Origin of the sequence: Clostridium sp. UBA3061 (assembly GCF_002367465.1) — a bacterium.
Taxonomy (GTDB): domain Bacteria; phylum Bacillota; class Clostridia; order Clostridiales; family Clostridiaceae; genus Clostridium_J; species Clostridium_J sulfidigenes.
On sequence record NZ_DFCF01000015.1, the window covers coordinates 106,591 to 132,834 of the forward strand.

Genomic DNA, 26,244 nt, shown 5'->3' on the forward strand with positions numbered 1-26,244 from the left:
CTAATAGTTATAAGAAAGATTACTTTCAACAATGTAAGAAAATTTCAGCGCTGATTCAATTTTGAATATTTTAAAACTCATTTATAAACCAATAGGATACATTTAAATACCACCATACTTTTTAATAAGAAAGTCTATTTTTTCTGGATCTATAGGCCATCCAAGTTCTCTAGTAACATCCAGCATAGCATGGATATTATCCATAGGAGTTTCAACAGGAAGTCCACATCCAGACATTACCGAATAGCCTTTAGGACTATCATAACCATCCCTTATACATATTAATGTAGCTACCTTAACTTCATTAGGAGTACCGCTATACATTACAGTAGAAGGATCTACATTTCCCATGATTTTTATTTGGTTTCCTATAGTTTCTTTACACTTTGATAGGCTTACTACATTATCTATGCTAAATGCACTGAAGCCTAAATCTACTATATTTTGCCAAATAGGATCTGTTTTTCCACAAATATGAACAGAAGGAGTTGAACCTTTATCCTTTATGAAGTTAACTAATTGTTCCATATATGGCGTACAGTATTTTCTGAAATGAGTAGGACTAATAACAGTGGAAGATGCCATAGGTTCACAGATGCTAATTCCAACGCCTTGTTTTAGAGATTCTTTCACAAAAGAAATACAACTATCAAGAGAAATTTTGCATAGTTTATGAACGGCTTCAGGATTTCTTATCATGAGTTTGGTCATTTCTTGAACACCAATTAAGAAACATGCATTAGTGAATGGTCCTACTATTGCTGCACTACAAGGAACTTCAGAACCTATAGCATCTTTTACGATTTTCATAGATTCTATATGAATAGGAAGCCTTCCATCCTTTAATGGATTTACAGGGGTAAGTTTACTTAGTTCATCTATAGATTTAATTGCTGGTTCAAGTAGGTCTACAGTATTATCCTCTGGATATTTCATTTTTGCACCCATGGCTTCTGAGATGATAAATAAATCTGTAAATATTTTAGCACCATCTCCACCAAATCTTTTGTGGGTTTCTATAACTGCATGGGATAGAGCTTTACTACTATGATTAAACTCAGAAATTTTTAATCCTGCTACCCTTGCAATGCCGTTGGAAAGATTTGGATTGCATTGTATTCTATCGATAGTGTTTCCTTGAGAAATTGCTATAGCCCTTTCCATAGGAGTCATTTTATCTTTAAACATTAGCTACACTCCTCCTTGAAACAAGTTCTTTGGCTAAACGAGCAGCCTTTGAAGCCTCTACTTCATAACCATCTGCCCCTATTTTATCTGCAAAGCTTTGAGAGATGGGTCCACCACCTATCATGACTACAACATCATCTCTAAGTCCAGAATCATTTAACATATCAATAACTACCTTCATATTATCCATAGTTGTAGTCATTAAAGTAGACATTCCAACTAATGTAGCTTTTGTTTCTTTTACTTTATTTATGAATTCCATAGGAGGAACATCTCTTCCTAGGTCATGTACTTCAAAACCACAGGTTTCAAGCATAATTTTGAATAAATTTTTACCTATGTCATGGGTATCGCCCTCTACTACACCCACAACAGCCTTATGTTTTATCCCATTAGAAGCAAATTTTAGATGAGGTCTAAACTTATCCATACCTGCATACATAGCATCAGAACACATAAGTAGCTCAGGAATATAATACTCCTCTTCCTCATATAAAATTCCTGCCTTATCCATTCCTACAGCTAAACCAGAAGATATTCCATCATAGGCATCATATCCTAGATTTAGGTATTCATCAGCTTTAGCTCTTACTAAATCTTCATCCATATCAAGGACGCTGTTACATAGAGCATCTAAAAGTAAATTTTTCTTTTCGTCCATTTTCACACACACCTTTTTGTTTTATTGTAGGTTTCTATAAATTCATAAAAAAATAAATTTATATCCAAGTATATAATAATATTTTTTTTAGAATAATTTAGCATTATTTGAAATAACTATTAGTTAAATTTATTTATTTAAAGTTCTAACTAAAAATAATGAAGAATTATCAAAATATATTGACAAAAATTCTAAAAAGGCATATTATATAGAAAATATATATTTATAATTCTTTGAAAGGAAGAGTAAATATTACTAAGTATGTAAAGCGAGTAGAGGATGGTGGAAGCTCTATGAGAAAAGTAGTATTGAAAGACATCCTGGAGATATTTACCTGAAATGAAAAGTAGGGTAGATCGGATTCCTCCGTTAAAGGGATTGAGATGATAAAGTAAATAATACTTAATCAAATTAGGATGGTACCGTGAATATTGCTTTCGCTCCTATTGGAGTGAAGGTTTTTTTTATTTTAATGAAATAGAGCTCATTTCATTAATGTAAGTTTTCTTAGAATACCGGTATAAGGCATCTTGAGATGCTTTAAGAAAATTAATCTATCCTAATATATAATAATTTCTAGTGTGTATAACTCTAAGAATTTATTAGTATTTAATTACTATATCAGCAAGGGTGGTACCGCATATTTTGCCCCTTGAGCCGTTGGCTTAAGGGGCTTTTAAAATGTTTAAATTTAGGAGGTATAACAATGAAAAGAGTATTAGTAAATAATTTAATTGATCATATGAATGAAAAAGTAAAAATATCAGGATGGATTTATCGCATAAGAAAGTTGAAGTCTATTACTTTTATAGTATTAAGAGATAGAACAGGTCTAGTGCAATGTGTAGCTGAAAATTCTATTGCTGAAAAAATGGATTTAAAAACAGAATCTGTAGTTTCTATTGAAGGTATAGTTAAAGAGGGAAAAAATAAATTAAATAACTTTGAGATTGAAATTGAAAGTATTAAAGTTATTAATTCTACAATAGGGGAACTTCCTATAGAACTTAATAATAAAGATCTAAACATTAATTTAGACACTATGTTAAATAATAGAGTATTAAGTTTGAGACATGAAAAGATAAGTTCAGTATTTGGTATTCAAAATATACTAGTTCAGGGATTTAGAGAATTTTTAACTAAGGAAGGGTTTACAGAAATTTTCACACCCAAATTAGTATCTGAGGGAGCAGAAGGAGGAACAGAGGTATTTAAGGTTAGATATTTTGAAAGAGAAGCTTATCTAGCTCAAAGTCCTCAGTTTTATAAACAGATGATGGTAGGTGCAGGTTTTGAAAGAGTTTTTGAGATAGCTCATGTATATAGAGCAGAACAGCATAATACCAATAGGCACTTAAATGAATATATAAGTATGGACTTTGAAATGGGATTTATTGAAGATGAAAGAGAAGTTATGGACATGGAAGAAAGACTATTAAAGTATATTTTAAGTAAGGTTAAAGAAGAGGGAAATAAATACTTAGACATACTAGAAGTTAAAATTCCAGAGATCCGGGGAGAAATACCTAGAATGAAGTTGAAGGATGCCTTGGACATACTAGAAAAAGAGTACGGCAAAGAGAACTTAGATGGAGACCTTGATCCAGAGGGTGAAAAACTTATTTATAGATATGCCAAAGAAAGGTTAAACTCAGATTTCATATTTTTAACCCATTACCCAAGGAAAAAGAGACCAATGTACACCATGCCTTGTGGAGAACTAGAGACTTACAGCTTTGACTTATTATTTAGAGGAGTTGAAATAACTACTGGAGGACAAAGAATTCATAATTATAATGAGTTAATAAAAAATATAGAATATAAAGGTCTTAACCCGGAGAATTACAGTAGCTATACCTGTGTATTTAAACAAGGTATGCCAACCCATGGAGGTCTTGCCATAGGATTAGAAAGATTAACGGCTCAGCTATTAGGATTAGAAAATGTAAGAGAAGCATCACTAATTCCTAGGGACAGAACTAGACTTACACCATAAGTGACCTTAGGAGCAAAGAGAAAAAAAATTAAAATTTAAGTATAAGTTCTAAGTCCAGGATATTATTATACATCCTGGACTTTCATTAAAACATATACAAATTATTGTATTACTTCACAGCTTGAAGTGCAGCTTCATAGTTAGGTTCATCAGTGACTTCACTGCAATATTCTACATAGGTAATTGTGTTATCTTCATCTAATACGAAAACAGCTCTAGTAAGTAATCCTAGTTCATTGATGTATACTCCATATCTATCACCAAATTCTCTAGTTTTATAATCGGAAAGAGTAATTACATTTTTAATTCCAGCAGCTCCACACCATCTACCTTGAGCAAAAGGTAAATCCATTGATATGGTGTATATAGTAACATTATTAAGTTTAGAAGCTTCTTCATTGAATTTTCTAACTTCCATATCACATACACCTGTATCTATAGATGGAACAACTACAAAGATTCTTTTTCCTTTAGTATCTTGTAAAGTAACAGGTTGTAGTTCATTATTAATTAAAGTAAAGTCAGGAGCCTTATCTCCTACTCTTAGTTGAATTCCTTTTAAAGTAATTGGATTGCCTTGAAATGTAATTTCCAAGCATATCATCTCCTTTTAAATTTATATTCCATAGATATAATATGCTCAAATATACTATTTATTATAAGGTTTTATAACAATATTTAAATAGTAAACAATATTATAAAACTGCCTTTACAGCTATAATAATTAAAATAATTCCGCCTAATATTTCAGCTTTTTTACCAAGTAAATCTCCACATTTCTTTCCTATGAAGATGGCAATAAAACTACAAATAAATGTGGTTATACCGATGATACAAATAGCTGGAAGAATAGCAATATTCATAGCGCTAAAGCCAATACCTACTGCAAAAGCATCTATACTAGTAGCTATTCCTTGAAAAAATAAAAGCTTGTAGTTAAGGGGTACAACTTTATTTTCATCTTCTTCTTTATCTGGGAATATGCCTTCTTTTAACATATTTGCCCCTATAAATCCTAATATGATTAAAACTAAAATACCAGAATATTTACTTAAAATTTCTGAGAACATTCCTCCTGCATAATAACCTAGAAAAGGCATTGCCCCTTGAAAGAAGCCGAAGAATAAAGGCATAGCTATAATTTTTTTTTTAGTAGCATCCTTGTACACCATACCATTAGTCATAGATACTGCGGCAGCATCCATACTAAGACATAATCCTATCATTATAATTTCAATAGTACTCATTAAAAAACTCCTTAATCTTATTTTATTAAACTTTAAGTTATCCTCCTCATACATAATAAAAGACCCATGTATAGCAAAGTTTAAAGTATCTCTTTTATTAGAGACATCTTAATTAAGCTATACATGAGTCTTGTTCTTTAAGGCAAGCCAGATTAAAAAATTAATCATTATGTTGACTTGTCACGTATAAAAGCATTATACGCAAACTACTCCCCCATGATACATTATTTTATTATTATATTATAAAACCATGAATAAGTAAATATGATTTACACTTTTATATAAGTTTGATATAAGTAGAAATATTGGATATAATATACATGTAATATAACATGTAGTAACAGTGAAGAGCAACAATATAATTTAAACATAAAATTAAACTGAAAAAGATATTATAAAATAGCTTATCTATATATGGAGAATTTAACTATAAAACTATATAACTATATAAATAGTTAACTATTTGTTCTGTTCATGCGGGTTTCGGGGGTTTGCTGTTTAAATATTATATTTAAACTTATGTTAAATATATAAGAAATTGATATAGGTACAGTGATGATTTTAAAGTGTAAAAAGGAAAGGAGTAATAATGTGGTTGAAGATAAATTTTTAAGCAAAATAAGTAAGTATAATGATGATATTGCTAAATATAAAAAAGAATTTGATAGAATCGGATATTTAAGATTATTAGTAATGATACTAGCCTTGTATTTCACCTATATAGGAATAAAGGTAGAAGTGACAAATAGGGTTCTATTTCTTTCTATAGTTTTTTATGGAAGTTTTATATTTTTAGTAATATATCATAGAAAAGTAAAAAGTAAATTAAAACTGGCTGAGGATATGATTGAAATAAATAATAGATACCTTCAAAGAATTTCTGGTCAGTGGATAAAGTTTCAGGATTTGGGAGAAGAGTTTGTAAATAAGGAGCACAGATATGCATCTGATTTAGATATTGTAGGTAGTGAATCTTTATTTCAATTAATAAATATAACTAATACTTGGCATGGAAGAAAATCTTTAGCTAATTCTTTATTAGAACCTAGGTTTGATTATAATGAAATACTATTAAGACAAGAGGCTATAAAAGAGTTATTTGATGACTTGGATTTTTGTGAGGAAATGGAGTATATAGGTAGAAATGGTAGGAATAGATTAAAAAGTCCTGAAAAATTAATAAAATATGTAGAAGATAAAGGTGTCCTTATAAAATCGAAATTAATTAAAAAGACTATATATTTAATGCCCTTAGTTACAATACCAATTACTTTAATAATACTTATATTTAAAATGAATAATTTTAATTGGTTAATGTATTTTCTTTTAATTGTGCAAACAATTATATGGACAATATCTACTTTAAAGTTAAATTTAGTTCTAGAAGTAGTTAATTATTTTAGAGGAAACCTAGAAGAGTATTTAAACATTTTAAAGTTAATAGAGAAAAAAGATTTTAAATCTAAAAAGTTAAAGAATATAAAAGAAAATTTATTTAAAGATAAAGATTCATCAATTAAAGCTATAAAAAGACTTTCTAATATATCAGAAAGAGTAAATATGAGAAATAATGGATTGTTATATTTAGCTTTAAACATACTATTTCTTTGGGATTATCAATGTGTATTTTCTCTTGAGGATTGGAAGGCTGAAAATGGTGATAAAATAGAAAGTTGGCTTTCCAATATTGGGGTTATAGAAGAACTTATGAGTCTTGCTGTGTTAATTCATATAGATGAAAATGTAACATTACCAACAATAAATCCTAGGGGTGTTAAAATAGAGGCACAAGACCTTGGTCATCCTTTAATAAATAGAGATGTACGAGTTAATAATGATTTAAGTATGAAGGAAAATATATTTATAATTACAGGATCAAATATGTCAGGTAAAACTACATTTTTAAGAACTATAGGTATAAATTTAGTTTTAGCCTATGTAGGTGCACCAGTATTTAGTAAGAAAATGGAGTGTAGCTTATTAGAGATATATACATCTATGAGGATAACAGATGATTTAAAAAATGGAATTTCAACTTTTTATGGAGAATTAATTAGAATAAAGGAAATTATTGAAGGTGCAAAGAATAATAAAAATATGATTTTTCTTATTGATGAAATTTTTAGAGGAACTAATTCTAAGGATAGGATTACTGGAGCTGAAGCTGTAATTAAAAACTTAAGTAAAGCTGGAGTTATAGGGGCTTTAACTACTCATGATTTAGAATTATGTAGTCTTTCAGAGCATAGTGGAATAAAAAATTATCATTTTTCTGAGTATTATAAAGAAAATAAAATATATTTTGATTACGAACTAAAAGTAGGTAAATCCAATACCACAAATGCTAAATATTTAATGAGAATTGTAGGAATTGAAATTTAATTTACATGGGTTCTTTGTTTTTAAAGAAAATGGTGTAATTTTAAGTATGTATTAAGTACTTTTAAGTTAATATTCTCATGGAAAGTAATATATGTGTTATTATTTTCATAAGATATATAAGGCATCTTCAAAAAATAAATAAGTCAGAATATACTTTCCATCTTTGACTTATTATTTATTTTCAGATGCCTAAAATAATTAGGGGGAAAGTGTAAATGGGAGAACTGTTAGAAATTTTTACTGACAACTTAGGATGGATAATTCTTGCATTAGCGATTATTTGGCTTATTTGTATTACTTGGAAGAAGGCAGCCCAAGATAAAGCTATTGTAGTTACAGGACTTAAGAGAAGGGTTATAAGTGGTAAGGGAGGATTTGTTGTTCCATTCTTCGAACAAACCAATAGATTATCACTTGAAAACATGAAGGTTGAAGTAAAGACTCATGAATCCTTAGATAGTAATGGAGTACCAATAGATACTGATGGAGTAGCTATAATAAAGGTTAAGTCAGATCCTGCAAGTGTATTATTAGCTATGGAGCAATTTAATACTGGAAAAGAAAGAGAAACTATTGAAGTAATGAAGGGAACTGTACAGGATGTACTGGAAGGTAAACTAAGAGAAATAGTCTCAAAAATGAGTATTGAAGAGATATACAAAGACAGAGAAATGTTTGCAAATGAAGTTGAAAATGTTGCAAAGTCAGACCTTGAAAGGATGGGTCTTGAAATTAAGACCTTTACAATTAGAGACATAGACGACACTAAGGGATATCTTCAAGCACTTGGTGCTAAACAAATAGCAGAAGTTAAGAAAAATGCAGCAATAGCTGAGGCAGAAGCAAAGAGAGAAGAGATGCAAAAAACCGCAGAAGCAAAGAGACTTGGAATGGAAGCACAAATATTTGCAGAAGCTGAAATTGCTAGAGCTAATAAAGAGAAGGAATTAAAAGTTCAATCCTTTAAAGAAGAAGAGAAAAAGGCACAAGCTAAGGCAGACTTTGCTTATGAAGTTGAAAAGAATATAGTTCATAAGAAAGTTGTAGAAACCTTAAAGGATGCAGAATTATTTGAAGAACAAAGACAAACTGATATAGCAGAGCAACAAGTACGTAAAAAAGAGAAAGAACTTGAATCTACAGTTAAAAAAGTAGCAGAAGCTGATAAATATAGAGCTGAGCAAGCAGCAGAAGCTGAGAGATTTATGATGATTAAGAGAGCTGAAGCAGAGGCTGAAACAATAAAAATTAAAGGTATGGCAGAAGCAGATGCCATAAGATTAGTAGGAGAGGCTAATGCAGATGCAATGAAGGCTGAGGCAGAGGCTATGAAGAAGAAGGCTGAAGCTTATAAGGAATATGGAGAAGCAGCTATTATTCAAATGTTAACAGATAAGCTTCCAGAGGTAGCAAAGAATATAGCAGAGCCATTATCTAGAACTGAGAAGATGGTTATTATTGACAATGGGGGTCAAGGTGGAGCAGCTAAGGTGTCAAAGAACATAGCTAATATCATGGCTGAAGTTCCAGAAGTTATCAATTCCTTAACTGGTATAGACCTTGTAGAGCTAGTAAAGGTAATAACCTTAAATAAGAAAAATGAAGATTTAGAAGATGATGAAGAAAAAACTATTATAGAACCTGAAACTATAGAATCAGAAGTAGAAGAGAGTTCTGTAATAGAATAAATATTTATACAGTAAAAAGACTCTAGGCTATTAAATTAGTGGCTTAGAGTTTTTATTTTTCAATTTATCATTTTAAGCAAATACAGAGTCTAATAAAGAGTTTAGAAGGTTTCATATAAATATGAAATTTCTACCAAAACCCCTAGTTATGTTGACAAGGGGGGTGTACATTGCTAGAATTAAAAATAGATATTGGTAAAAGTATGGAGAAAAGGTGCCATTAGGGGGGAAAACCATGAATAAAAAATTAAGATTCATAGCAGCGGTAGTTGTAAGCTGTAGTTTAATGTCATCAACAGTATTAGCAGATGACTTATCAGATGCAAAAAGTAAATCTAAAGAAATTGAAACGCAAATTGAAAGTAATAAGGCTAAAGTATCTGAGTTAGAAGAAAACAGAGATAATATATTAAGTGAAATTTCAGAGTTAGACAACAATATGGACAAGTTGTATAGTGAGGTAAATAATTTACAAGCTCAAATTTCACAGTCAACTAATAAAATAGAAGAGCTAGAAGAAAGATCTAGTGAACTTAAAAAAGAGTTAGAAGCCAGTAAAAAGGTCATGGATAAAAGACTAAGAGTTTTATATAAAAACAATGGTACAAGCTACATAGAAATTCTACTTAGTGCCGAAGGTTTTTCAGATTTTTTTGAAAAGATAGATATAATTAATACCTTAATTTCTTTTGACAATGAAGAAATAAATAAATTTAAGGCAAATCAAGAAGAATTAGATAAAAATATAAAGGATTCCTCTGAAGAAAAGAAAACCTTAGAAAATGCAAAAGCTATAGTGGATGCAAATTTGGAAGAATTAAATGCTAAAAAAGATGAGAAGACAAAACTTATGGCAAAGGCAGAAAATGAATTAGGAACAGCTGAAAAGCTTCTAGCTCAAAATGAAGCAGAATCTGAAGAAATTTTAGCCAGTATAACAGCTATGGAAAAGGCTGCAAGTAGACCTTCTCGTGGAGGTTCAATTTCTCAATCAAACACTAAGCCTTCAAATAGTGGGTCATCTTCAAGTCAAGTATCCACTAATGGAATGTACTCAATAACAGGAACTAGATATGCTATTACATCTCCATTTGGAAATAGAACTAGTCCAGTAGGTAGAGGGCAAGAATTCCATAAAGGAATAGATATAGGTGCTCCATATGGTGCTCCGGTGTATTCTCTTAAGGCTGGAACTGTAACTTATGCAGGATGGATGGAAGGATACGGTAATGTTGTTGTGGTAAGTCATGGAGACATTAGTACATTATACGCTCATAACTCATCTTTATCAGTAAGTGTTGGACAAACAGTAGCAGGAGGACAACAGCTATCAAATGTTGGTTCTACTGGATGGTCAACAGGTCCTCATATACATTTTGAAGTTATTAAAAATGGAACTAATATAGATCCTGCACCATATTATTTTTAATGCAAATTTTTAGAATATAAGAAGTTTAACATATATGTAGATAAAAACATCTAAGCATTGGCAAGTCACTAATGCTCAGGTGTTTTTATTTTGGATTAAATTTAGTATTGACATAGTGTATATAAACAATATATACTGTTAGTATAAAGAAGCAATTTAGCTTAATTTTTTTATAAGTACTGTACATACTGAATATTAACAGCGTTAAACAGTAGTTATAGTAAACTTAATTTTAAATTAAAATTTATAAGAATTAATGGAGGTGTTACTTTGTCCAATAAAATAATAGAAATAAAAAATTTGACTAAAGAATATGAAGATTTTAAGTTGGATAATATTTCATTTAGTTTAGATAGAGGATATATTATGGGCTTTATAGGTGAAAATGGAGCAGGTAAAACAACTACTATAAAACTAATTATGAATTTACTAAAAAGAGATGAAGGTGAAATTCAAATCTTTGGTAAAGATAATATTGACAATGAAAGAGAGATAAAGGAGCGTATAGGATTTGTTTATGATGAATGTTTTTATTATGAAAATATCTCTATTAAAGATAATGAAAAAATAATCTCTGGTTTTTATAAAAGTTGGAATACTAAGGTATTTGAGAATTATTTAAGGAAATTTAACTTAAATAAAAAGCAAAAGGTAAAAGAATTATCTAAAGGAATGAAAATGAAATTTGCCATTGCTTTAGCATTAAGTCATAATGCAGAATTTTTAATACTAGATGAACCGGCTTCAGGACTAGATCCAGTTATGAGGCGTGATATTTTAGATGTATTTCAAGAGGTCATACAAGACGAAAATATAGGTATTTTAATTTCAAGTCATATAATTTCTGATTTAGAGAAGATATCAGATTATATAACTTACATCCAAAAGGGAAAGATAGTTTTCTCTAAAGCTACTAGTGAATTAATGGAGGAATATAAAATAATTAAAGGGGATAAGACTCTATTAAGTAAACTTGATGAAAAAGTTATATATGGATTGAGAGAAACACCATATGGTTTTGAAGGAATAATTAAAGATAAATACATTGAAAAAAGTATAAGGCAGAAAATTGTTAGTGAAAAGCCATCTTTAGAGGAAATTATGGTAGCTATGAATAAGGGGGTAAGAAAATAAATGTGGAAAATGGCCATGAGAGATTTAAGGGGAGTATTTAATCTATACAGCAATAAAAGTGGACTAATAATGATAGTGGTAGTTATATTGTTTGGAGTTGGGAATAAAGGAGCTGGCTTATTTAATTATTTTTTACTAATGGGTGGGGTAATTAGTATAGCCTTTACTGAAATGGAAGCTAGAGATAAGATTCATATTAGTATACTTAGTAGTCCTTGTAAAAGAAGTGATTATGTATTAGGTAAGTTTCTGTTTTCTATTATGTGGATAATCATAGTAACAGTAATAGGAGTGCTATTAAATAATCTAATTTATATGATATATCCAGCAGAGTATTTAAAATTGCCTCCATCTGTAATTAAAGGGACTGTTAGTTATATTCTTATATTTGTAGCTCTTTATTATTGTGTATATTTTTCATTAGGAATAAAGTTTGCAAAGATATTTTACTTTGTTATCTTCTTTGTTATAATGGCAGGAACTTTAACCATAGGTGAGTATCTTAAAGGAGAAGCATTACCTGGGTGGTTATCTAGCATAGAAAGACTTTTAGTGATATTTCAAAGTAATACTTTAGTAAGTAACATTATATTAAGTGCACTGGTATTAGGTATTTTAGCTTTAATTGCTACTATATCAGTGGTTATTTATGAAAAGAAAGATTTTTAGGAGGAGAATTTATGGGAGCTCTTTTAAAAAAGGACTTTATGACTAGTCGATATATCTATACTATTTCTCTTTTAGTTGTAGGGATAGCATTATGTTTTGCTTCTATGTATAGCTTTGAAGCTACACTTTTGATTTATTTATTGGGAACCTTCATAGTACCGTTAATAGCAAATAAATTTACAGCCACAGATGAAATGAGAAGAAACTATGATGTGATAATTAATAGCTTTCCGGTAAGAAGAGTTGATGTAGTGATAAGTAAATTTATTTATTATTTCATAATTTATGTTTTATGTTCATCTATACTTATGTCAATAGTATTATTAGTTGGAAACTTTAATCAAGAAAATTTATGTATAATTTATATTATCCAATCTTTATCCTTTATATATTACTGTTTAATAATTGGGGTTACGAATTTTATATACTATAGATATGATTATAGTGTTGCTGCAAAATACTCCGCAATCATTATTATTGCAGTTATAAATGTGCCTATAATTATTTTGAAGCTTATTGATAAGATACGCCCTAATATTTTCAAAGGAATTAGCAAGTATTTATTAGTAAGTACAATTCCTAAAGTGTATTTAGCTATAGGTATTATTCTAATAGGAATTATAATATATTTTTTCTTTATAGTATTGTCTATAATTGGATATAGAAAGAGAGATTTATAGGTAGATAAAAATTTTCAGAATACATTTAAACTTGGAGGAATTTCAATGAATATAATAATAAACAACTCTTCGGGAGAACCCATATATTCTCAGATAGAAAAACAAATAAAGGACGATATTTTAACAAATAAGTTAGAGCCTAATGAGCCATTGCCATCTATACGAGGGCTTGCTAAAGATCTGAGAATTAGTGTAATTACAACTAAGAGAGCTTATGATGAGCTAGAACGGGAAGGCTTTATATACACAGTTCCAGGGAAGGGATCTTTTGTAAATGTTCAAGATAAGGAACTTTTAAAAGAATCTATTATGAGAAATATGGAAGACTATCTAATTAAGGCAATAGAGGAAGGTTCTAAAGCTGGAATATCAGTAGAAGAAATCATAGAAAGTTTAAGAGTACTTGCTGAAGAATATAACCTATAGTAGGAGGAATATGATGGATAATATATTGTATGTGGATAATTTATGTAAAAAATACAAAAACTTTAAGTTAAATAATGTTTCTTTACAGTTGCCTAAGGGATTTATTATGGGGTTAATTGGTGAAAATGGTGCAGGTAAAACTACGTTAATAAAACTTATAATGAATTTAGTAAAGAAGGACAGTGGAGATATAAAGATATTTGATAAAGATAACGTTAAATTTGAAAGGGAAATAAAAGATAGAATAGGTTTTGTTTATGATGAAGTTTGCTACTACGACCATATGTCTTTAAAAGAAAATGGCAACATGGTTTCTATGTTATATAGTAAGTGGGATAAGGATAAATTTAATTATTATTTAAATAAGTTTGAGCTTAATAAGGATAAAAAACTAAAAGAATTATCTAAGGGTATGAGAATGAAATTTTCATTATGTATAGCCCTTAGCCATGGAGCAGAGTTTATAATAATGGATGAACCTACTGTGGGATTAGACCCAGTGGTTAGATCGGAAGTGTTAGAAGAACTTCAAAGTTTAATGGAAAATGAAAATATGGGGGTATTAATATCTACTCATATAACTTCAGACCTTGAAAGAATAGCAGATTATATTACTTTTATAAAGGATGGAAGTATTGTATTCTCAAAACCAAAGGATGAAATAATGGAAGCCTACAAAATTATTAAAGGGGACTGCAATATACTTACAAAGGAAGTTGAGAAACACTTTGAAGGCATAAGTAAAAATAGATTTGGTTTCGAAGGGTTGACATCACAAGTCGATAAAGTAAGAGAAATTTTAGGAGATAATATTGTAGTAGATAGGGCTACCATAGAGGATATTATGATTTTAAAAAAGTAAATTGAATATATGTAAGTTAAATATGTTATTTACCATGGTTTATGTATAATAAATTAATTAGTTATACATAAACCATGGTATTTTTGTTATATCAAATATAATTAGGGAAAATTGAAATAATAAAATAATTTCAAGAAAAATTCATGTTAAAATTATGTAGACATTCTTCGTAGTACGAAGTAAAATATTTATTGAGGTGTTGTAGAAATATTAATAGCATAAAATTTTATAGTGGTGGGGATTGATATTATGGAGAAAAGAATAGACTTAACAGAAGGGTCTATAAGTGGAAAGCTAGTTCAATTAGCTCTTCCTATTATGGCAACTTCATTTATTCAAATGGCATACAATCTAACAGACATGCTTTGGGTTGGAAGAATAGGAAGTACAGCAGTAGCAGCAGTAGGAACAGCAGGTTTTTTTAGTAACTTAGCTGCAGCTCTTACCATGATAGCTAAGGTAGGTGCAGAGGTAAAAGTATCCCAAAGCTTGGGACGTAAAGATGAAAAAGCTACAAGGAATTATATTGTTAGTGCCCTACAAATTAATATAGTATTATCTTTAATCATGGGAGTAATAATACTATTATTTAGAAGTAAGTTTTTAGCATTTTTCCAGTTAGAAAATGTGAAAGTTATATCTATGGCAGAAACTTATCTAGCTACAATAGCTATGGGGATGGTTATAACAAATTTAATACCAGTACTAACAGCAATATTTAATGGAGCAGGTAACAGTAAGACACCCTTTATTATTAACACTGTTGGTTTAGTAGTTAATATAGTATTTGACCCAATTTTAATTTATGGTATGGGACCTATTCCAAAGATGGGAGTCTTAGGAGCGGCCTTAGCAACAATAGGGTCACAAAGTATAGTTGTAACTTGTTTCTTAATATCTATTTTAAAGAGTAAAGAAAAATATTTAAAATTTACTCTATTAAAGAAACCTGATTTTAGAGCTATAAAAACTATATGTAAACTTGGAATTCCTTCTGGAGTTCAAAGCGGATTATTTACTACTTTTTCTATTTTAATAGCAAGGGTAATAGCTGGATCTGGTGAAGTCGCTATAGCAGTACAAAAAGTAGGAGTTCAAATTGAAGCAATAACTTGGATGACTGCAGGTGGATTTTCAACAGCCCTTAGTTCTTTTGTAGGACAAAATTATGGAGCTAAAAAACATGATAGAATTAAGGAAGGCTATAAAGCTACTATTTTAATAGCAGGAGTAGTTGGAATTTTAGCCACTCTAGTATTAATAATAGGAGGAAAAGGAATTTTTTCAGTATTCATAAAAGAAAAAGAAGCTATAAGGTTAGGTACAGATTATTTAAGAATCCTTGGATATTCTCAATTGTTTATGTGTATTGAAATTACAACAGTAGGAATGTTCAATGGTTTAGGACGAACATATATACCTGCAGCTGTAAGCATTATACTGACAGGACTTAGAGTTCCAGCATCTATGATATTATCATCACCAAACCTTTTAGGCATAGATGGAGTTTGGTGGAGCATTAGTATGAGTAGTGTTCTTAAAGGAATAACTATTGTGATGATTCTATATTACATGACTAAGAAGAAGAATTTATTACTCGATAATACATCAGAAAAAAATATATCTGTAGAAGTGATTTAATATAAAGTAGAAGGCTGTGTCAAAATGAGATTTAGATTATTTTGACATAGCCACTTTTATTATTTTATCATTTCGAGCTTTTCTATGACTACACTATAAGAGCCATCTGGAGATGTAACTTCTGCTTTTTCACCTAAATTTCTTTTGTATAACGCTTTTCCTAAAGGACACTCTATGCTAATTTTATTATTAAGAGGATCTGCTTCAACAGTGGTTACCATGGTGAAATCTTCTTCCTCATCATCATCTAGAAATCTTAGGGTTACAATTTTTCCAACACCAACCTGATTTTCTGATATGTCATCATTTATTATTTTTGCTGTTTTAATCATTTTTTCTAGATATCCCATACGTCTATTATTATCAGCTCTATTCTTTTTAGCTGCTTTGTACTCAAAATTTTCGCTTAAGTCTCCATGAGCTCTAGCTTCTTTTAATTCTTCATTTATCTGAAATCTAACTACATTTTTTCTATGTTCGAGTTCATCTTTTAGAATTTGAACTGATTTTTCAGTGAGATAGTTATACATAATTTAAAACCTACCTTCTAAACTAAATTATATTTATATAATACTATTATACAGCTAAAGATATTAATACAATATACTCTTTTAAATAATATGACTTAGTTAAAGGCTCTGTTGAAAATTACAGTGATAGAACATATAAAATCTAAGAATAAATTAAGAAAAGGACTTATTTAAAATTACTTTAAAATAAGTCCTACTTTATAATTAATTTATTAAGTGTTAAATATTATAGTTATTCGTTAACGGAACTGAGTTTGAATAAGTCGAACTAGTGGACTTTCTGGATATAAAATATTGGAAAGTTCATTATAAAGAATAGTAATTCTAAATAATCCACTAGAGGCTGGTGTAAATTCATCAACTTGATAATATAATACTAAGCCTTCAGGAGTTAAATAGAATTTTTGGGTATCTGTAACTCCGGTATATGGTGTAGTGAAATTTATATTCATTTCATTAGCCTTTTGTGTAGCTATATCACTAACAATTTGAGTATAGTTCATGCTATTATTAAATAAATTACCAAAGTCATAGACCTCTCCAGTATTAACATCCATAGTTAAAGAAGTAAATAAAGTACTGCCAGCTGGATTATCTTCAGTTTCTGTGTACAAAGACATTACTATACTTAATAGACCATCAGAATTTAGCGGAACTTCATAAGCACTTTCTACTGTTGTAAAGTTCACTTTATCAGGAACTAAAACTTCATTAAGCCATAAAGAATTCAATGAATCAATAATTTCTTGATTCACTATACTAGCAGTATCTCCATTTTCAGCATTTTCAATAAATGGATATTCAAGTTTGAATTGTGAAGGTGATAATACTTGAGTTTCTAAGGTAGATGTAAGATTATCTTCTGGTGGGGTATAACGTCTACCAAAGCATTCAAAGTAATCTATTCTGTTTAAGCTTATACCAAAGTAAACCCATCTCCAGCCAGTCCATCTAAATCCATAGGCAGTTCGTCTATCGACATTAATAAGCCATGCCCAAAAAGAATTTCCATTACGAAGCCATATATATACAAATTGGAATCTACAAGGTCTTATAGATCCAGGGGATACAGCTTTAGTCTGTGGTCCTGAAGAAAATGATTTCTTAGGCGTCATATTTGGGGGAGGTCCTGGAGGTCCTCCTGATTGTGGACCTGAAGGTGAACCAGGTTGTGATACTGGGGGTCTTGGTGGTTGATTCCATGGTGGTGCTGATGGGCCAGGACCTCCTGGGAAAAATGGAGGTACTATCCTTTCATCAAAACACTCATTACAACTTTCTTCGTCATCTAAGTATCTATTAGTATAATAATTTTGTGAGTTTATATCATAGGGTTTCCTAATGAACATAACATGCTCCTTAATAGTATTACAATATCATAATATACAATTTAAATTGGAATGTGAGTTTAAAAAAAGTTTTTTTATAAATACATAAAAAAATTTTTTCATGACATACTATTATCATACCAATAAAATCATTATTTGTTTTGTAGTAAGTTTTCATGCCTGTGAATGTTTAAGTGAATTTCATAGAAACGAGAATTTGAAGGAGGAATAGCTTATGAAGAATGTTTATCAATCTACACATATAGCTACTAGCCCCAAAACAAAGCAGCAACTAAGGAAATTTAAAGAGGAATTTTCTGAAGAGTTATCATGGGATAAAGAACGGGGGAAGTACCGGAAATAATATCATGATAGTGTAATGATTTTATTGTTATAATAAATGGTGAAAGCCTTTCTGCACAGTAGCAGAAGGGCTTTCTTTTATAAGAGTTATTGACATAAAAGTTTTTATAAGTAATTATATAAATATAATTGTATAAGTAATGGATGGAAAGGATGATTAGCAATGGTAAATATAGGAAATTATTGGGATGAAAAGCTAAAAGGAGAATTTGATAAGCCTTATTACATAAAATTAAGACAATTTTTGATTAGTGAATATAAAACTGGAAATGTATTCCCAGATATGAATAATATTTTTAATGCCCTTAAATTTACATCTTACGAGGATGTTAAGGTGGTAATATTGGGGCAAGATCCATATCATGGAGCTGGTCAGGCACATGGATTATCTTTTTCAGTTCAACCTGGAGTTAGAATTCCACCATCTCTTTTAAATATGTATAAGGAATTAAAAAGTGATTTAGAGTGCTATATTCCTAATAATGGTTACTTAGTTCCTTGGGCAAAACAAGGAGTATTACTTTTGAATGCTGTACTTACAGTAAGAGAAGGTGAGGCCAATTCACACAAAAATAAGGGCTGGGAATGTTTTACTGATAGAATAATAACATTATTAAATGAAAGAGAGAAGCCTATAGTATTTTTATTATGGGGAAATAATGCAAAGGAAAAGATGAAGTTTATTACAAATCCTAATCACTATATTTTAACTTCAGTACATCCTAGTCCTTTATCTGCAACTAGAGGGTTTATGGGATGTAAGCATTTCTCAAAGACTAATGATATATTAAAATCTTTGGAACAAAAAGAAATTGATTGGCAAATACCTAATATTAATTCATAGTATATTTGAAATTCAAATAGATAAAATATAACTATTTAATATTATAATTATTAAAGTTTATTTATTAGCAAATAGTTATAATGAAGATGAATTAAATATGAAAGAGGGTATATGTAATGATTGAAAAAATTAGTGTGAAAAAGGTTAGAGAAGTTGCAGAAGAACATTTCAGAAAAGGTGAGTTTTATTGTTCAGAAGCAATAGTTGCATCTATTAAAAGTAACTTTGAAGTAGACATGCCAGATGAAATGATTGCCATGGCTTCTGGATTTCCAGTAGGTATTGGAAAATCAAAATGTACATGTGGAGCTGTTACAGGAGCTGTTTTATGTCTTGGATACTTTTTTGGAAGAACTAAAGGAAGTAATCCTCAAGATCCCAAGAGTGTTAAAGCTTTACAGTTAGCCTATGAATTACAAGATAGTTTTAGACAAAAGCATAAATGTTTATGTTGCAGTGTTCAAACTAAAGGTATGGATATGGCATCTGGTGAGCATAAAGCACAATGCATAAGATTTACTGGAGAAATGGCAGAAAAGGCTGCAGAAATTATTGTAAGAGAATTAAATATTGAAAATATTGATGAATAGTTGAGGAAAATGAATATGAATTATATAAAAAAAATACCATTGCCAATGGCAGCTGTAATGCTAGCATTAGCTTCATTAGGAAATTTATTATCATCATACAATATAGTATTTAAAAATATCCTTGGAGTGATATCTGCAATAATATTAATACTTCTTACAATAAAGATTATAACTTGCTGGAAAGATGTAAAAGAAGAAATAAAACATCCCGTTATTGCAGCAGTTATACCTACCTACTCCATGGGGGTTATGCTTTTATCTGCATATTTAAAGGAAATATCTTTCTCATCTGGATTTATTCTATGGTGGGTGGGGGTACTAATACATATAGGCCTAATAATATTTTATTCTAAAAACTTTATATTAAAATTTGATATTAAGAAGATGTTTCCAAGTACATTCATTGTTTATGTGGGAATAGGTGTAGGTGGAATAACTGCACCAGCATTTAAATTAGCTCAACTAGGACAAGCTTTTTTCTGGATTGCCTTTATTTCACTTATTATATTAATTCCTGTTTTAGGTTATAGAACCCTTATAGTAAAGGGAATACCAGAACCAGCCTTTCCAACCACAGTAATATTTGCAGCGCCAGCTGCACTTACACTTGCTGCATATTTAAATTCTTTTTCAGAAAAGAATATTAATATGGTCATGTTTTTAGCAGTATTGGTAATGGTATTATATATATGTGGAATAGTGTATCTTGTACAGGGGTTAAGACTTAAATTTTATCCCAGTTATGCTGCATTTACATTCCCTATGGTAATAAGTGCAATTGCAATGAAGGGTACTAATGGATTTTTGATGAAAGCTGGAAAAGAAATTTCTTGGCTAAAATATGTAGTTAAATTTCAAGAGGTAATTGCAACTGTTATTGTATTATATGTGTTTATAAGATTTTTAATGTTTATCCTAAAAAGGGATACAGTTAAAGTAAATACTACAATATCAAGATAATTTAAATATTAATTTTAAATAAACTCTATGAAGAAGATTTTTTCATAGAGTTTTGTTCCTTATTGATGAAAATTAATGATGGACTTTATGAAGAATTTTATATAGAAAGTAGAAAATATATTATGGATAAAAATTGATTTAATATAATATTGTTCATAATAAACATTAAACATACAACTTATATATAAATATCGATAAAAATCCTTTTAAAATATTAAAATTTATTTAAAAATAGGTTGATTTTTGTAATCGATTAAATTAAACTAGATAATTGAGTGGAAATTTAATGTCTAAGGTTTCTAGAAGTAAATTAACTACTTTTAAAAGAAATCAATTATAGGGGGAAAAAAATGGCTAAAAAAGACGGAATACAAACTGATGCTTCACTAAAGAGAGATCTTGGACTAGCTGCAGCTACAGCTATCGTAGTTGGGAATGTAATAGGTTCAGGAATTTTTATGTCACCGGCAAGTTTCGCAAGAGTAACAAACCCAAAAGTAGCTATACTAGCATGGGTTTTAACTTCAATAGGATCATTACTTATTGCTTTAAGCTTTGCTAATTTAGGATCAAAAATGCCTAAAACTGGAGGTCCTATTGTTTATACAAGAGCTGCCTTTGGTGATTTTGCAGGTTTTCTAATTGCATGGTCCTTTTGGATAGGTGCATGGGTAGGAAATGCAGCTATAATTACAGCATTTATGAGTTATTTTACATACTTTGTTCCAGCTGCAAACAATCCACTAGCAGCATTCTTGATATCTTCTGCAGTGGTATGGATATTTACATTAATAAATATATATGGTGTAAAATATGTTGGAAAAATAGGAGTTATATCAACAGTATTAAAAATTGCAGTACTTGTAGTATTTATTGTAATTGCTGCACTAAATTTTGATCCAAGCTATATGAAGACTGTATCTAGTCCAGAAGTAAGCGGAATGGGAACATTACCATCAGCTATAGCTATAGCACTATGGGCTTTTGTAGGATTAGAAAGTGCTACAGTAGCAGGTGGAGAGATAAAAAATCCAGAGAAAAATATTAAAAAAAGTACTATATATGGAATAGTAATAGTGTCTGCCATATATATAGTAATGAGTGTTGTTTCTATGGGTGCTATGGATCAAGCAGCTCTTGCAAATTCAGATGCACCGCTAGCAGATATTATAAATAAAGCTACAGGAGCTTCATGGGGGGGGACTTTCATAGCAGCTGGTGCACTAATTTCTACTTTAGGAGCAACTTCTGGATGGTTATTAACAACAGCTAGAAGTGCTGTTGGAGCAGCTGAAGATGGATTATTCCCAGCAATATTTAAACGTATAAATCCTAAATTTAATACTCCTGTGGCATCTCTTGTTATAGGAAGTATATGCATGAATTTACTTTTAATAATGAACTATGTAGGGTCTCTTAGAAGTGCCTTTGACTTTATGATATTACTAGCTACATTATCTTTCTTACCAGCATACACATTCTCAGCAGCTGCTGAAATAGTATTACTATGTAAGAAATCAAAAGATTTTAGCTTTATAAACTTCTTAAAGAGTTCATTCTTCTCATTACTTGCATTTGCTTATTCTATATATGCTATATATGGAACAGGAGCTGATGTAGTAATGTATGGATTTATATTAATGCTTGTAGGAATACCAATATATGTTTACATGATGCTTCAGAAAAATAAAGAAGATAAGAATATAGATAAAATAAGAGAAGCTGCAGGCTTAGAGAAATAGTATAGAGTTTACTAATTTACTAAGTATGCAAAATAATAACAGTCTGATTAAAATAATTTAAATCAGACTGTTTTCTTAAATTTCTAATATAATCTTAAGTACTTTAACTATTATATTTTAAGAATAGATTAATGTCTTCTTCTATCATTTTTAAAGAAGTTATCCAAAAGTCTTTAGAAGAGATATCAATATTCATTATTTTAGCTATATCGCTTAAAGAATTTTTCCCTGTTGCTGAAAGAAGGGTTTTATATTGTTCTGGGAAGGAATCGCCCCTCTTTAAGTATTCTGCATAAAGACCTTTTGCAAATAATTGACCAAAGGCATAAGGGAAGTTATAGAAATTATTTTCAGCATAATAGTAATGAGTTTTACAAGCCCACATGTATGGATGAAGGAAGTTAGAATCAAGGCCATCACCATAAGCTTCTTTTTGGGCATTAATCATTATTTCATTTAAATCTTTTACACTAAGAGATCTTTCTTTTCTTATTTTAAATAATTCACTCTCAAACAGAAACCTACTATAAATATCAACTATAACTTGAGTACAGTCACTAATTTCAGTTTCTAAGATAGAGAAAGCCTCATCTTTAGTAGCAGTTTTAATAGCTGCTTTTTTTACTATAGTCTCACAGAAGTTAGAAGCTGTTTCTGCTATTGGCATAGGATAATGTGCATTTAATATACTTTCATTGTTAAGGCAATATCCATGATACCCATGACCAAGCTCATGGGAAAGGGTAACTACATCACTAAAGGCATTACCATAGTTTAATAACACCCTACTCTCACCTACATGAGGAAGTCTAGAGCAAAATGCACCTCCTACCTTTCCTGCTTTAGGTAAAACATCTATCCATGATTTTTCCATGGCATTTTTAGCGAAATCTGCTAAGTCATCACTAAAGGTTCTAAAATTATCAATTACACACTTACATCCATCTTCATAGGTGTAAGTCATATCAGCATTACCCATAGGCGCAAATAAATCATAAAATGGTAGACCATTTTTATGGCCTAAAAGTTCGCCTTTTCTTTTGAGATACTTTCTAAATATAGGAAGATATTCTTTAATAGCATCGAGCATTGAGTCTAAAATTTTTCTATCCATCCTTGAATTAAAAAGAGTTTTATCTAGTGGAGAAGAAAACCCTCTTATATCACAAAGTGTTATAACTTCGCCCTTTATTCCATTAATAGCAGCAGCCATACCATCATGAATTTTTTCATAAGCCTTAATTTCAGCCTCATAAGCTTTTCTTCTAATAGTTGAGTCAGCCTCATAAGCCATGTTTCTAATCATAGATAAGGGTAGTTGTCTATTTTCTCCATGTAGTTCTATATCAACCATAAGGCCAGAGATTAGCACATTTTTAAGTTTGCACCAAGCGTCTGATCCAGTATTTTTCATTTTTGCTATTATAGCTTCTTCTTTATCACTTAGCATATATTTTGCATTTTCTGCTTTTTCTTTAAGGAAAAAATTATGGTCACTAAGTAATCTAGAACCTTGAATTATTTTATCTAAATCTTTAAGATTACCAATCCATTTTGTAATTTTAGCTTCGCTTTCAGCTAGATTACTAATTTTAGAAGAAAGAATATCATCATATTTTAAAGCAGTTGAATTTTTGGTATCTACACTAAGAGTTAAGTGAACCATACTACCTAATTTTCTTGCTAGAGTTTTTAATTCTATATTCATAGATATGAAATTTTCTAACAACTTATCAGGTGAATCTGTACTATCAATAATGTTATTAGTAGTAGTTATGAAATTTTCTATAAGTTCATCTAGATTATTCAAATCCTCTTTAAATTCATTGCATTCAAAGGAAGAATAAAGCTCTTTAAGACTCCAATTAAGTTCCAAATTTATCATCTCCTTGTATGTTTTAATTATATTATAACATAAAAATACAATATATATAATTTTATAAATAAATGTAACTATATAGATAATAAGATGAATTGGAGCTATTACTAACAATTAGGTGATAAAATATATGATAAAAATATAGAAGTGACCAATTGAACTTTTATCTATTAGTCACTTTTTAATATAATTATTAATATTAGATTTTAATTGATTTCTTTAAATTATATAATAAATCTAATTATTTATGAGTTCCATGAATTACATTAAATCCATGATTCTTTAAAAGCTTTTCATGCTTATTATAATTATCACACTCAACATCTATACAAAGAGCTATATGAATGGTATCGACTTTTTTTCTTTTAAGTTGCTCTATTTTATGATTCCAATCTTCTTGATCTGATATAGTTGTATCACAACCACTACAATAGAAGAAGCTTGATAATATAGGTTTTGAATTTTCATACTTTCGAAAGGTATCAGTTAAATTGTTATAGGCATCAAAACATCCAGTTCCAGCACATTGACCGACTAACTTTCTACATGCCATTATTGCTATAGACATAGAAATCCTCCTTATATTTTAAAATGAATAGAATATATAAATTCAGTAATGCTACACAAGGATACTAACATGGGCTATGATACATGTCAAATGGCACAGTATTTTTAGGTTATACAATTATACTTTTTCAATATTAATAATTGTTAGTTATAAACTTTAGTTAGCAAAAATCATTATTCTACATATTATAGAGTATGAGAAGTGAAGTGTTAAACTGTATTACTAATATTATTCTAGGAGGAAATTATGAGAAAGAAAACTATTAAGTTATTAAGTGCTTTAATTTGTGCATTTATATGTGTTGGCTTATTTACAGGATGTAATAAAAATAAGACATCAGACAAAGAAAATCAAGGAAATAAAGATAAAATAACAACTATACGACTTAATGAAGTAACTAGATCCATTTTTTATGCACCAATGTATGCAGCAATTAGTGAGGGATTCTTTGAAGAAGAAGGAATTGAGATTGAACTTTCCACAGGCCAAGGTGCAGATAAAACTATGCAACAACTTATTAGTGGAAGTGTTAATATTGGATTCTCAGGACCAGAGCAAGTAATGTATATTTATAATCAAGGTAGAGAAGATTATCCAGTAGTATTTGCCCAGTTAACTCAAAAGGACGGATCATTTTTAGTATCTAGAGAAAAACATAGTGAGTTTTCATGGCAAGACATTAAAGGGAAGACAGTTATAGGAGGAAGACCGGGTGGAGTACCTGAAATGGCTCTTGAGTATGTATTAAAAAATGAAAATATCGACAAAGAAAAGGACTTAAATTTAGTTACTAATATAGCATTTGACGCAGTTCCAGGAGCATTTAAAGGCGGTACTGGAGACTATGCTGCAATATTTGAACCAACTGCTAGTGTAATAGCAAATGAAATAAATGGATCTGTAGTAGCATCTATTGGAGAAAGCGCTGGAAACCTTCCATATACATGTTTTTATACTGTTCAATCTTATATTAATGAGAATGAAGACTTGTTAGTAAGATTTGTTAAGGCTATTCAAAAGGGGCAGGAGTGGGTAATGTCTAATGAGGATGCTACAGTTGCCAATTCTATAAAAGATTTCTTTCCAGGAACAGATGAAGAAGTAATAGCAACAGTTGTGAGGAATTATAAAAAAATAGAGGCTTACGCTAAAACTCCAACGGTAAGTGAAGAGGATATGAATAGATTAATGGATATTATAGAATCCTACGACTCTGAACTTTTAACTAAAAGACCACCATTTAAAGATATAGTTAATAATTCAATTAGTGAAAAGGCTATGAAGAAATAAAGAAAAAATGATTTTTTAAAATCATTAAAATCTATAAATTATATATACAAATAAATAATTTTAAAGGAACATGTCTTTAGGATTTTAAAGGCATATTCCTTTTATTTATATATGGTATAAGTTTTATTATCAACATTTATTATAACC

At 29.8% G+C, this 26,244-nt stretch carries 24 protein-coding genes and 1 other annotated feature; of the genes, 16 read left to right on the forward strand and 8 right to left on the reverse strand.

What is annotated here, in order from left to right; all coding sequences use genetic code 11:
* Positions 1-102: 102 nt before the first annotated feature.
* Positions 103-1,188 (reverse strand): uroporphyrinogen decarboxylase family protein, encoded by a 1,086-nt coding sequence (locus tag B2P65_RS14600; protein WP_346847734.1) that lies wholly within the window; start codon positions 1,186-1,188, stop codon positions 103-105.
* A complete protein-coding gene (locus B2P65_RS14605; protein WP_346880409.1) occupies positions 1,181-1,849 on the reverse strand; it encodes a corrinoid protein in 669 nt (222 codons plus the stop codon). The genes B2P65_RS14600 and B2P65_RS14605 overlap by 8 nt, the downstream gene beginning before the upstream one ends.
* 224 nt (positions 1,850-2,073) lie before the next feature.
* Positions 2,074-2,297, forward strand: a binding site (T-box leader).
* A 258-nt stretch (positions 2,298-2,555) separates the two neighbouring features.
* Between B2P65_RS14605 and aspS the strand changes: the two genes are divergently transcribed.
* Positions 2,556-3,845, forward strand: coding sequence for an aspartate--tRNA(Asn) ligase (gene aspS / locus B2P65_RS14610; protein WP_346880410.1), 1,290 nt, complete (start codon positions 2,556-2,558; stop codon positions 3,843-3,845).
* Between the two features lie 109 nt (positions 3,846-3,954).
* On the opposite strand, the gene tpx is transcribed toward aspS, so the two are convergent.
* Together tpx and B2P65_RS14620 are read right to left on the reverse strand one after the other, a co-directional pair.
* Positions 3,955-4,440 (reverse strand): thiol peroxidase, encoded by a 486-nt coding sequence (gene tpx, locus B2P65_RS14615; protein WP_346847731.1) that lies wholly within the window; start codon positions 4,438-4,440, stop codon positions 3,955-3,957.
* A 100-nt stretch (positions 4,441-4,540) separates the two neighbouring features.
* Positions 4,541-5,092, reverse strand: coding sequence for a manganese efflux pump MntP family protein (locus B2P65_RS14620; protein ID WP_346880411.1), 552 nt, complete (start codon positions 5,090-5,092; stop codon positions 4,541-4,543).
* 591 nt (positions 5,093-5,683) lie between these two features.
* Here B2P65_RS14620 and B2P65_RS14625 point away from each other — a divergent pair.
* The 9 genes from B2P65_RS14625 (at position 5,684) to B2P65_RS14665 (ending at position 16,003) form a co-directional block, all read left to right on the forward strand.
* Complete coding sequence (locus B2P65_RS14625) at positions 5,684-7,474, forward strand: MutS-related protein (protein ID WP_346880412.1); 1,791 nt, start codon at positions 5,684-5,686, stop codon at positions 7,472-7,474.
* 215 nt (positions 7,475-7,689) lie between these two features.
* On the forward strand, positions 7,690-9,162 hold the full coding sequence (locus B2P65_RS14630) for a flotillin family protein (protein ID WP_346880413.1): 1,473 nt from the start codon (positions 7,690-7,692) through the stop codon (positions 9,160-9,162).
* Positions 9,163-9,397: 235 nt separating this feature from the next.
* Positions 9,398-10,591, forward strand: a complete 1,194-nt coding sequence (locus B2P65_RS14635) for a murein hydrolase activator EnvC family protein (protein WP_346880414.1) — start codon at positions 9,398-9,400, stop codon at positions 10,589-10,591.
* A gap of 270 nt (positions 10,592-10,861) precedes the next feature.
* The gene (locus B2P65_RS14640) at positions 10,862-11,725 is read left to right on the forward strand and encodes an ABC transporter ATP-binding protein (protein WP_346847726.1); all 864 of its coding nucleotides are present in this window, start codon (positions 10,862-10,864) and stop codon (positions 11,723-11,725) included.
* On the forward strand, positions 11,726-12,394 hold the full coding sequence (locus B2P65_RS14645) for an ABC-2 transporter permease (RefSeq protein ID WP_346876662.1): 669 nt from the start codon (positions 11,726-11,728) through the stop codon (positions 12,392-12,394).
* A gap of 11 nt (positions 12,395-12,405) precedes the next feature.
* Positions 12,406-13,074, forward strand: a complete 669-nt coding sequence (locus B2P65_RS14650) for an ABC-2 transporter permease (RefSeq protein WP_346880415.1) — start codon at positions 12,406-12,408, stop codon at positions 13,072-13,074.
* Between the two features lie 45 nt (positions 13,075-13,119).
* Complete coding sequence (locus tag B2P65_RS14655; protein ID WP_035132342.1) at positions 13,120-13,500, forward strand: GntR family transcriptional regulator; 381 nt, start codon at positions 13,120-13,122, stop codon at positions 13,498-13,500.
* A 13-nt stretch (positions 13,501-13,513) separates the two neighbouring features.
* Positions 13,514-14,362 carry an ABC transporter ATP-binding protein gene (locus B2P65_RS14660; RefSeq protein WP_346878144.1) on the forward strand — a complete coding sequence of 283 codons (849 nt, stop codon included), beginning with the start codon at positions 13,514-13,516 and terminating at the stop codon, positions 14,360-14,362.
* Positions 14,363-14,611: 249 nt separating this feature from the next.
* Positions 14,612-16,003 (forward strand): MATE family efflux transporter, encoded by a 1,392-nt coding sequence (locus B2P65_RS14665; RefSeq protein WP_346878145.1) that lies wholly within the window; start codon positions 14,612-14,614, stop codon positions 16,001-16,003.
* A gap of 59 nt (positions 16,004-16,062) precedes the next feature.
* On the opposite strand, the gene greA is transcribed toward B2P65_RS14665, so the two are convergent.
* Positions 16,063-16,533, reverse strand: a complete 471-nt coding sequence (gene greA / locus B2P65_RS14670) for a transcription elongation factor GreA (RefSeq protein ID WP_346847721.1) — start codon at positions 16,531-16,533, stop codon at positions 16,063-16,065.
* A 239-nt stretch (positions 16,534-16,772) separates the two neighbouring features.
* A complete protein-coding gene (locus B2P65_RS14675; protein ID WP_346880416.1) occupies positions 16,773-17,882 on the reverse strand; it encodes a DUF3298 and DUF4163 domain-containing protein in 1,110 nt (369 codons plus the stop codon).
* Between the two features lie 214 nt (positions 17,883-18,096).
* On the opposite strand from B2P65_RS14675, the gene B2P65_RS14680 reads away from it, so the two are divergent.
* From B2P65_RS14680 to B2P65_RS14700, 5 genes are all read left to right on the forward strand, one after another.
* Entirely contained in the window at positions 18,097-18,225 is a 129-nt protein-coding gene (locus B2P65_RS14680) for a hypothetical protein (RefSeq protein WP_278245237.1), read from the forward strand.
* Positions 18,226-18,387: 162 nt separating this feature from the next.
* The gene (locus B2P65_RS14685) at positions 18,388-19,068 is read left to right on the forward strand and encodes a uracil-DNA glycosylase (protein ID WP_346847719.1); all 681 of its coding nucleotides are present in this window, start codon (positions 18,388-18,390) and stop codon (positions 19,066-19,068) included.
* Positions 19,069-19,184: 116 nt separating this feature from the next.
* Positions 19,185-19,658, forward strand: a complete 474-nt coding sequence (locus B2P65_RS14690) for a C-GCAxxG-C-C family (seleno)protein (RefSeq protein ID WP_035132349.1) — start codon at positions 19,185-19,187, stop codon at positions 19,656-19,658.
* A gap of 15 nt (positions 19,659-19,673) precedes the next feature.
* Positions 19,674-20,618, forward strand: a complete 945-nt coding sequence (locus B2P65_RS14695) for a TDT family transporter (RefSeq protein WP_346847718.1) — start codon at positions 19,674-19,676, stop codon at positions 20,616-20,618.
* 350 nt (positions 20,619-20,968) lie between these two features.
* A complete protein-coding gene (locus B2P65_RS14700) occupies positions 20,969-22,360 on the forward strand; it encodes an amino acid permease (protein ID WP_346847717.1) in 1,392 nt (463 codons plus the stop codon).
* A 103-nt stretch (positions 22,361-22,463) separates the two neighbouring features.
* Here B2P65_RS14700 and B2P65_RS14705 read toward each other — a convergent pair whose 3' ends face one another.
* Both B2P65_RS14705 and B2P65_RS14710 read right to left on the reverse strand, forming a co-directional pair.
* A complete protein-coding gene (locus B2P65_RS14705; RefSeq protein ID WP_346880417.1) occupies positions 22,464-24,236 on the reverse strand; it encodes a M3 family oligoendopeptidase in 1,773 nt (590 codons plus the stop codon).
* 244 nt (positions 24,237-24,480) lie between these two features.
* Complete coding sequence (locus tag B2P65_RS14710; protein ID WP_346847715.1) at positions 24,481-24,807, reverse strand: CGGC domain-containing protein; 327 nt, start codon at positions 24,805-24,807, stop codon at positions 24,481-24,483.
* Between the two features lie 246 nt (positions 24,808-25,053).
* On the opposite strand from B2P65_RS14710, the gene B2P65_RS14715 reads away from it, so the two are divergent.
* Positions 25,054-26,097, forward strand: coding sequence for an ABC transporter substrate-binding protein (locus B2P65_RS14715; RefSeq protein WP_346847714.1), 1,044 nt, complete (start codon positions 25,054-25,056; stop codon positions 26,095-26,097).
* The last annotated feature ends 147 nt before the right edge of the window (positions 26,098-26,244 follow it).

Bases quoted from the DNA above. Each gene is read 5' to 3' on its own strand.
- B2P65_RS14600 (WP_346847734.1), bottom strand. From the start codon at position 1,188: ATGTTTAAAGATAAAATGACTCCTATGGAAAGGGCTATAGCAATTTCT.
- B2P65_RS14605 (WP_346880409.1), bottom strand. From the start codon at position 1,849: ATGGACGAAAAGAAAAATTTACTTTTAGATGCTCTATGTAACAGCGTC.
- aspS (WP_346880410.1), top strand. From the start codon at position 2,556: ATGAAAAGAGTATTAGTAAATAATTTAATTGATCATATGAATGAAAAA.
- B2P65_RS14620 (WP_346880411.1), bottom strand. From the start codon at position 5,092: ATGAGTACTATTGAAATTATAATGATAGGATTATGTCTTAGTATGGAT.
- B2P65_RS14630 (WP_346880413.1), top strand. From the start codon at position 7,690: ATGGGAGAACTGTTAGAAATTTTTACTGACAACTTAGGATGGATAATT.
- B2P65_RS14635 (WP_346880414.1), top strand. From the start codon at position 9,398: ATGAATAAAAAATTAAGATTCATAGCAGCGGTAGTTGTAAGCTGTAGT.
- B2P65_RS14645 (WP_346876662.1), top strand. From the start codon at position 11,726: ATGTGGAAAATGGCCATGAGAGATTTAAGGGGAGTATTTAATCTATAC.
- B2P65_RS14650 (WP_346880415.1), top strand. From the start codon at position 12,406: ATGGGAGCTCTTTTAAAAAAGGACTTTATGACTAGTCGATATATCTAT.
- B2P65_RS14655 (WP_035132342.1), top strand. From the start codon at position 13,120: ATGAATATAATAATAAACAACTCTTCGGGAGAACCCATATATTCTCAG.
- B2P65_RS14660 (WP_346878144.1), top strand. From the start codon at position 13,514: ATGGATAATATATTGTATGTGGATAATTTATGTAAAAAATACAAAAAC.
- B2P65_RS14665 (WP_346878145.1), top strand. From the start codon at position 14,612: ATGGAGAAAAGAATAGACTTAACAGAAGGGTCTATAAGTGGAAAGCTA.
- greA (WP_346847721.1), bottom strand. From the start codon at position 16,533: ATGTATAACTATCTCACTGAAAAATCAGTTCAAATTCTAAAAGATGAA.
- B2P65_RS14675 (WP_346880416.1), bottom strand. From the start codon at position 17,882: ATGTTCATTAGGAAACCCTATGATATAAACTCACAAAATTATTATACT.
- B2P65_RS14680 (WP_278245237.1), top strand. From the start codon at position 18,097: ATGAAGAATGTTTATCAATCTACACATATAGCTACTAGCCCCAAAACA.
- B2P65_RS14685 (WP_346847719.1), top strand. From the start codon at position 18,388: ATGGTAAATATAGGAAATTATTGGGATGAAAAGCTAAAAGGAGAATTT.
- B2P65_RS14690 (WP_035132349.1), top strand. From the start codon at position 19,185: ATGATTGAAAAAATTAGTGTGAAAAAGGTTAGAGAAGTTGCAGAAGAA.
- B2P65_RS14695 (WP_346847718.1), top strand. From the start codon at position 19,674: ATGAATTATATAAAAAAAATACCATTGCCAATGGCAGCTGTAATGCTA.
- B2P65_RS14700 (WP_346847717.1), top strand. From the start codon at position 20,969: ATGGCTAAAAAAGACGGAATACAAACTGATGCTTCACTAAAGAGAGAT.
- B2P65_RS14710 (WP_346847715.1), bottom strand. From the start codon at position 24,807: ATGTCTATAGCAATAATGGCATGTAGAAAGTTAGTCGGTCAATGTGCT.
- B2P65_RS14715 (WP_346847714.1), top strand. From the start codon at position 25,054: ATGAGAAAGAAAACTATTAAGTTATTAAGTGCTTTAATTTGTGCATTT.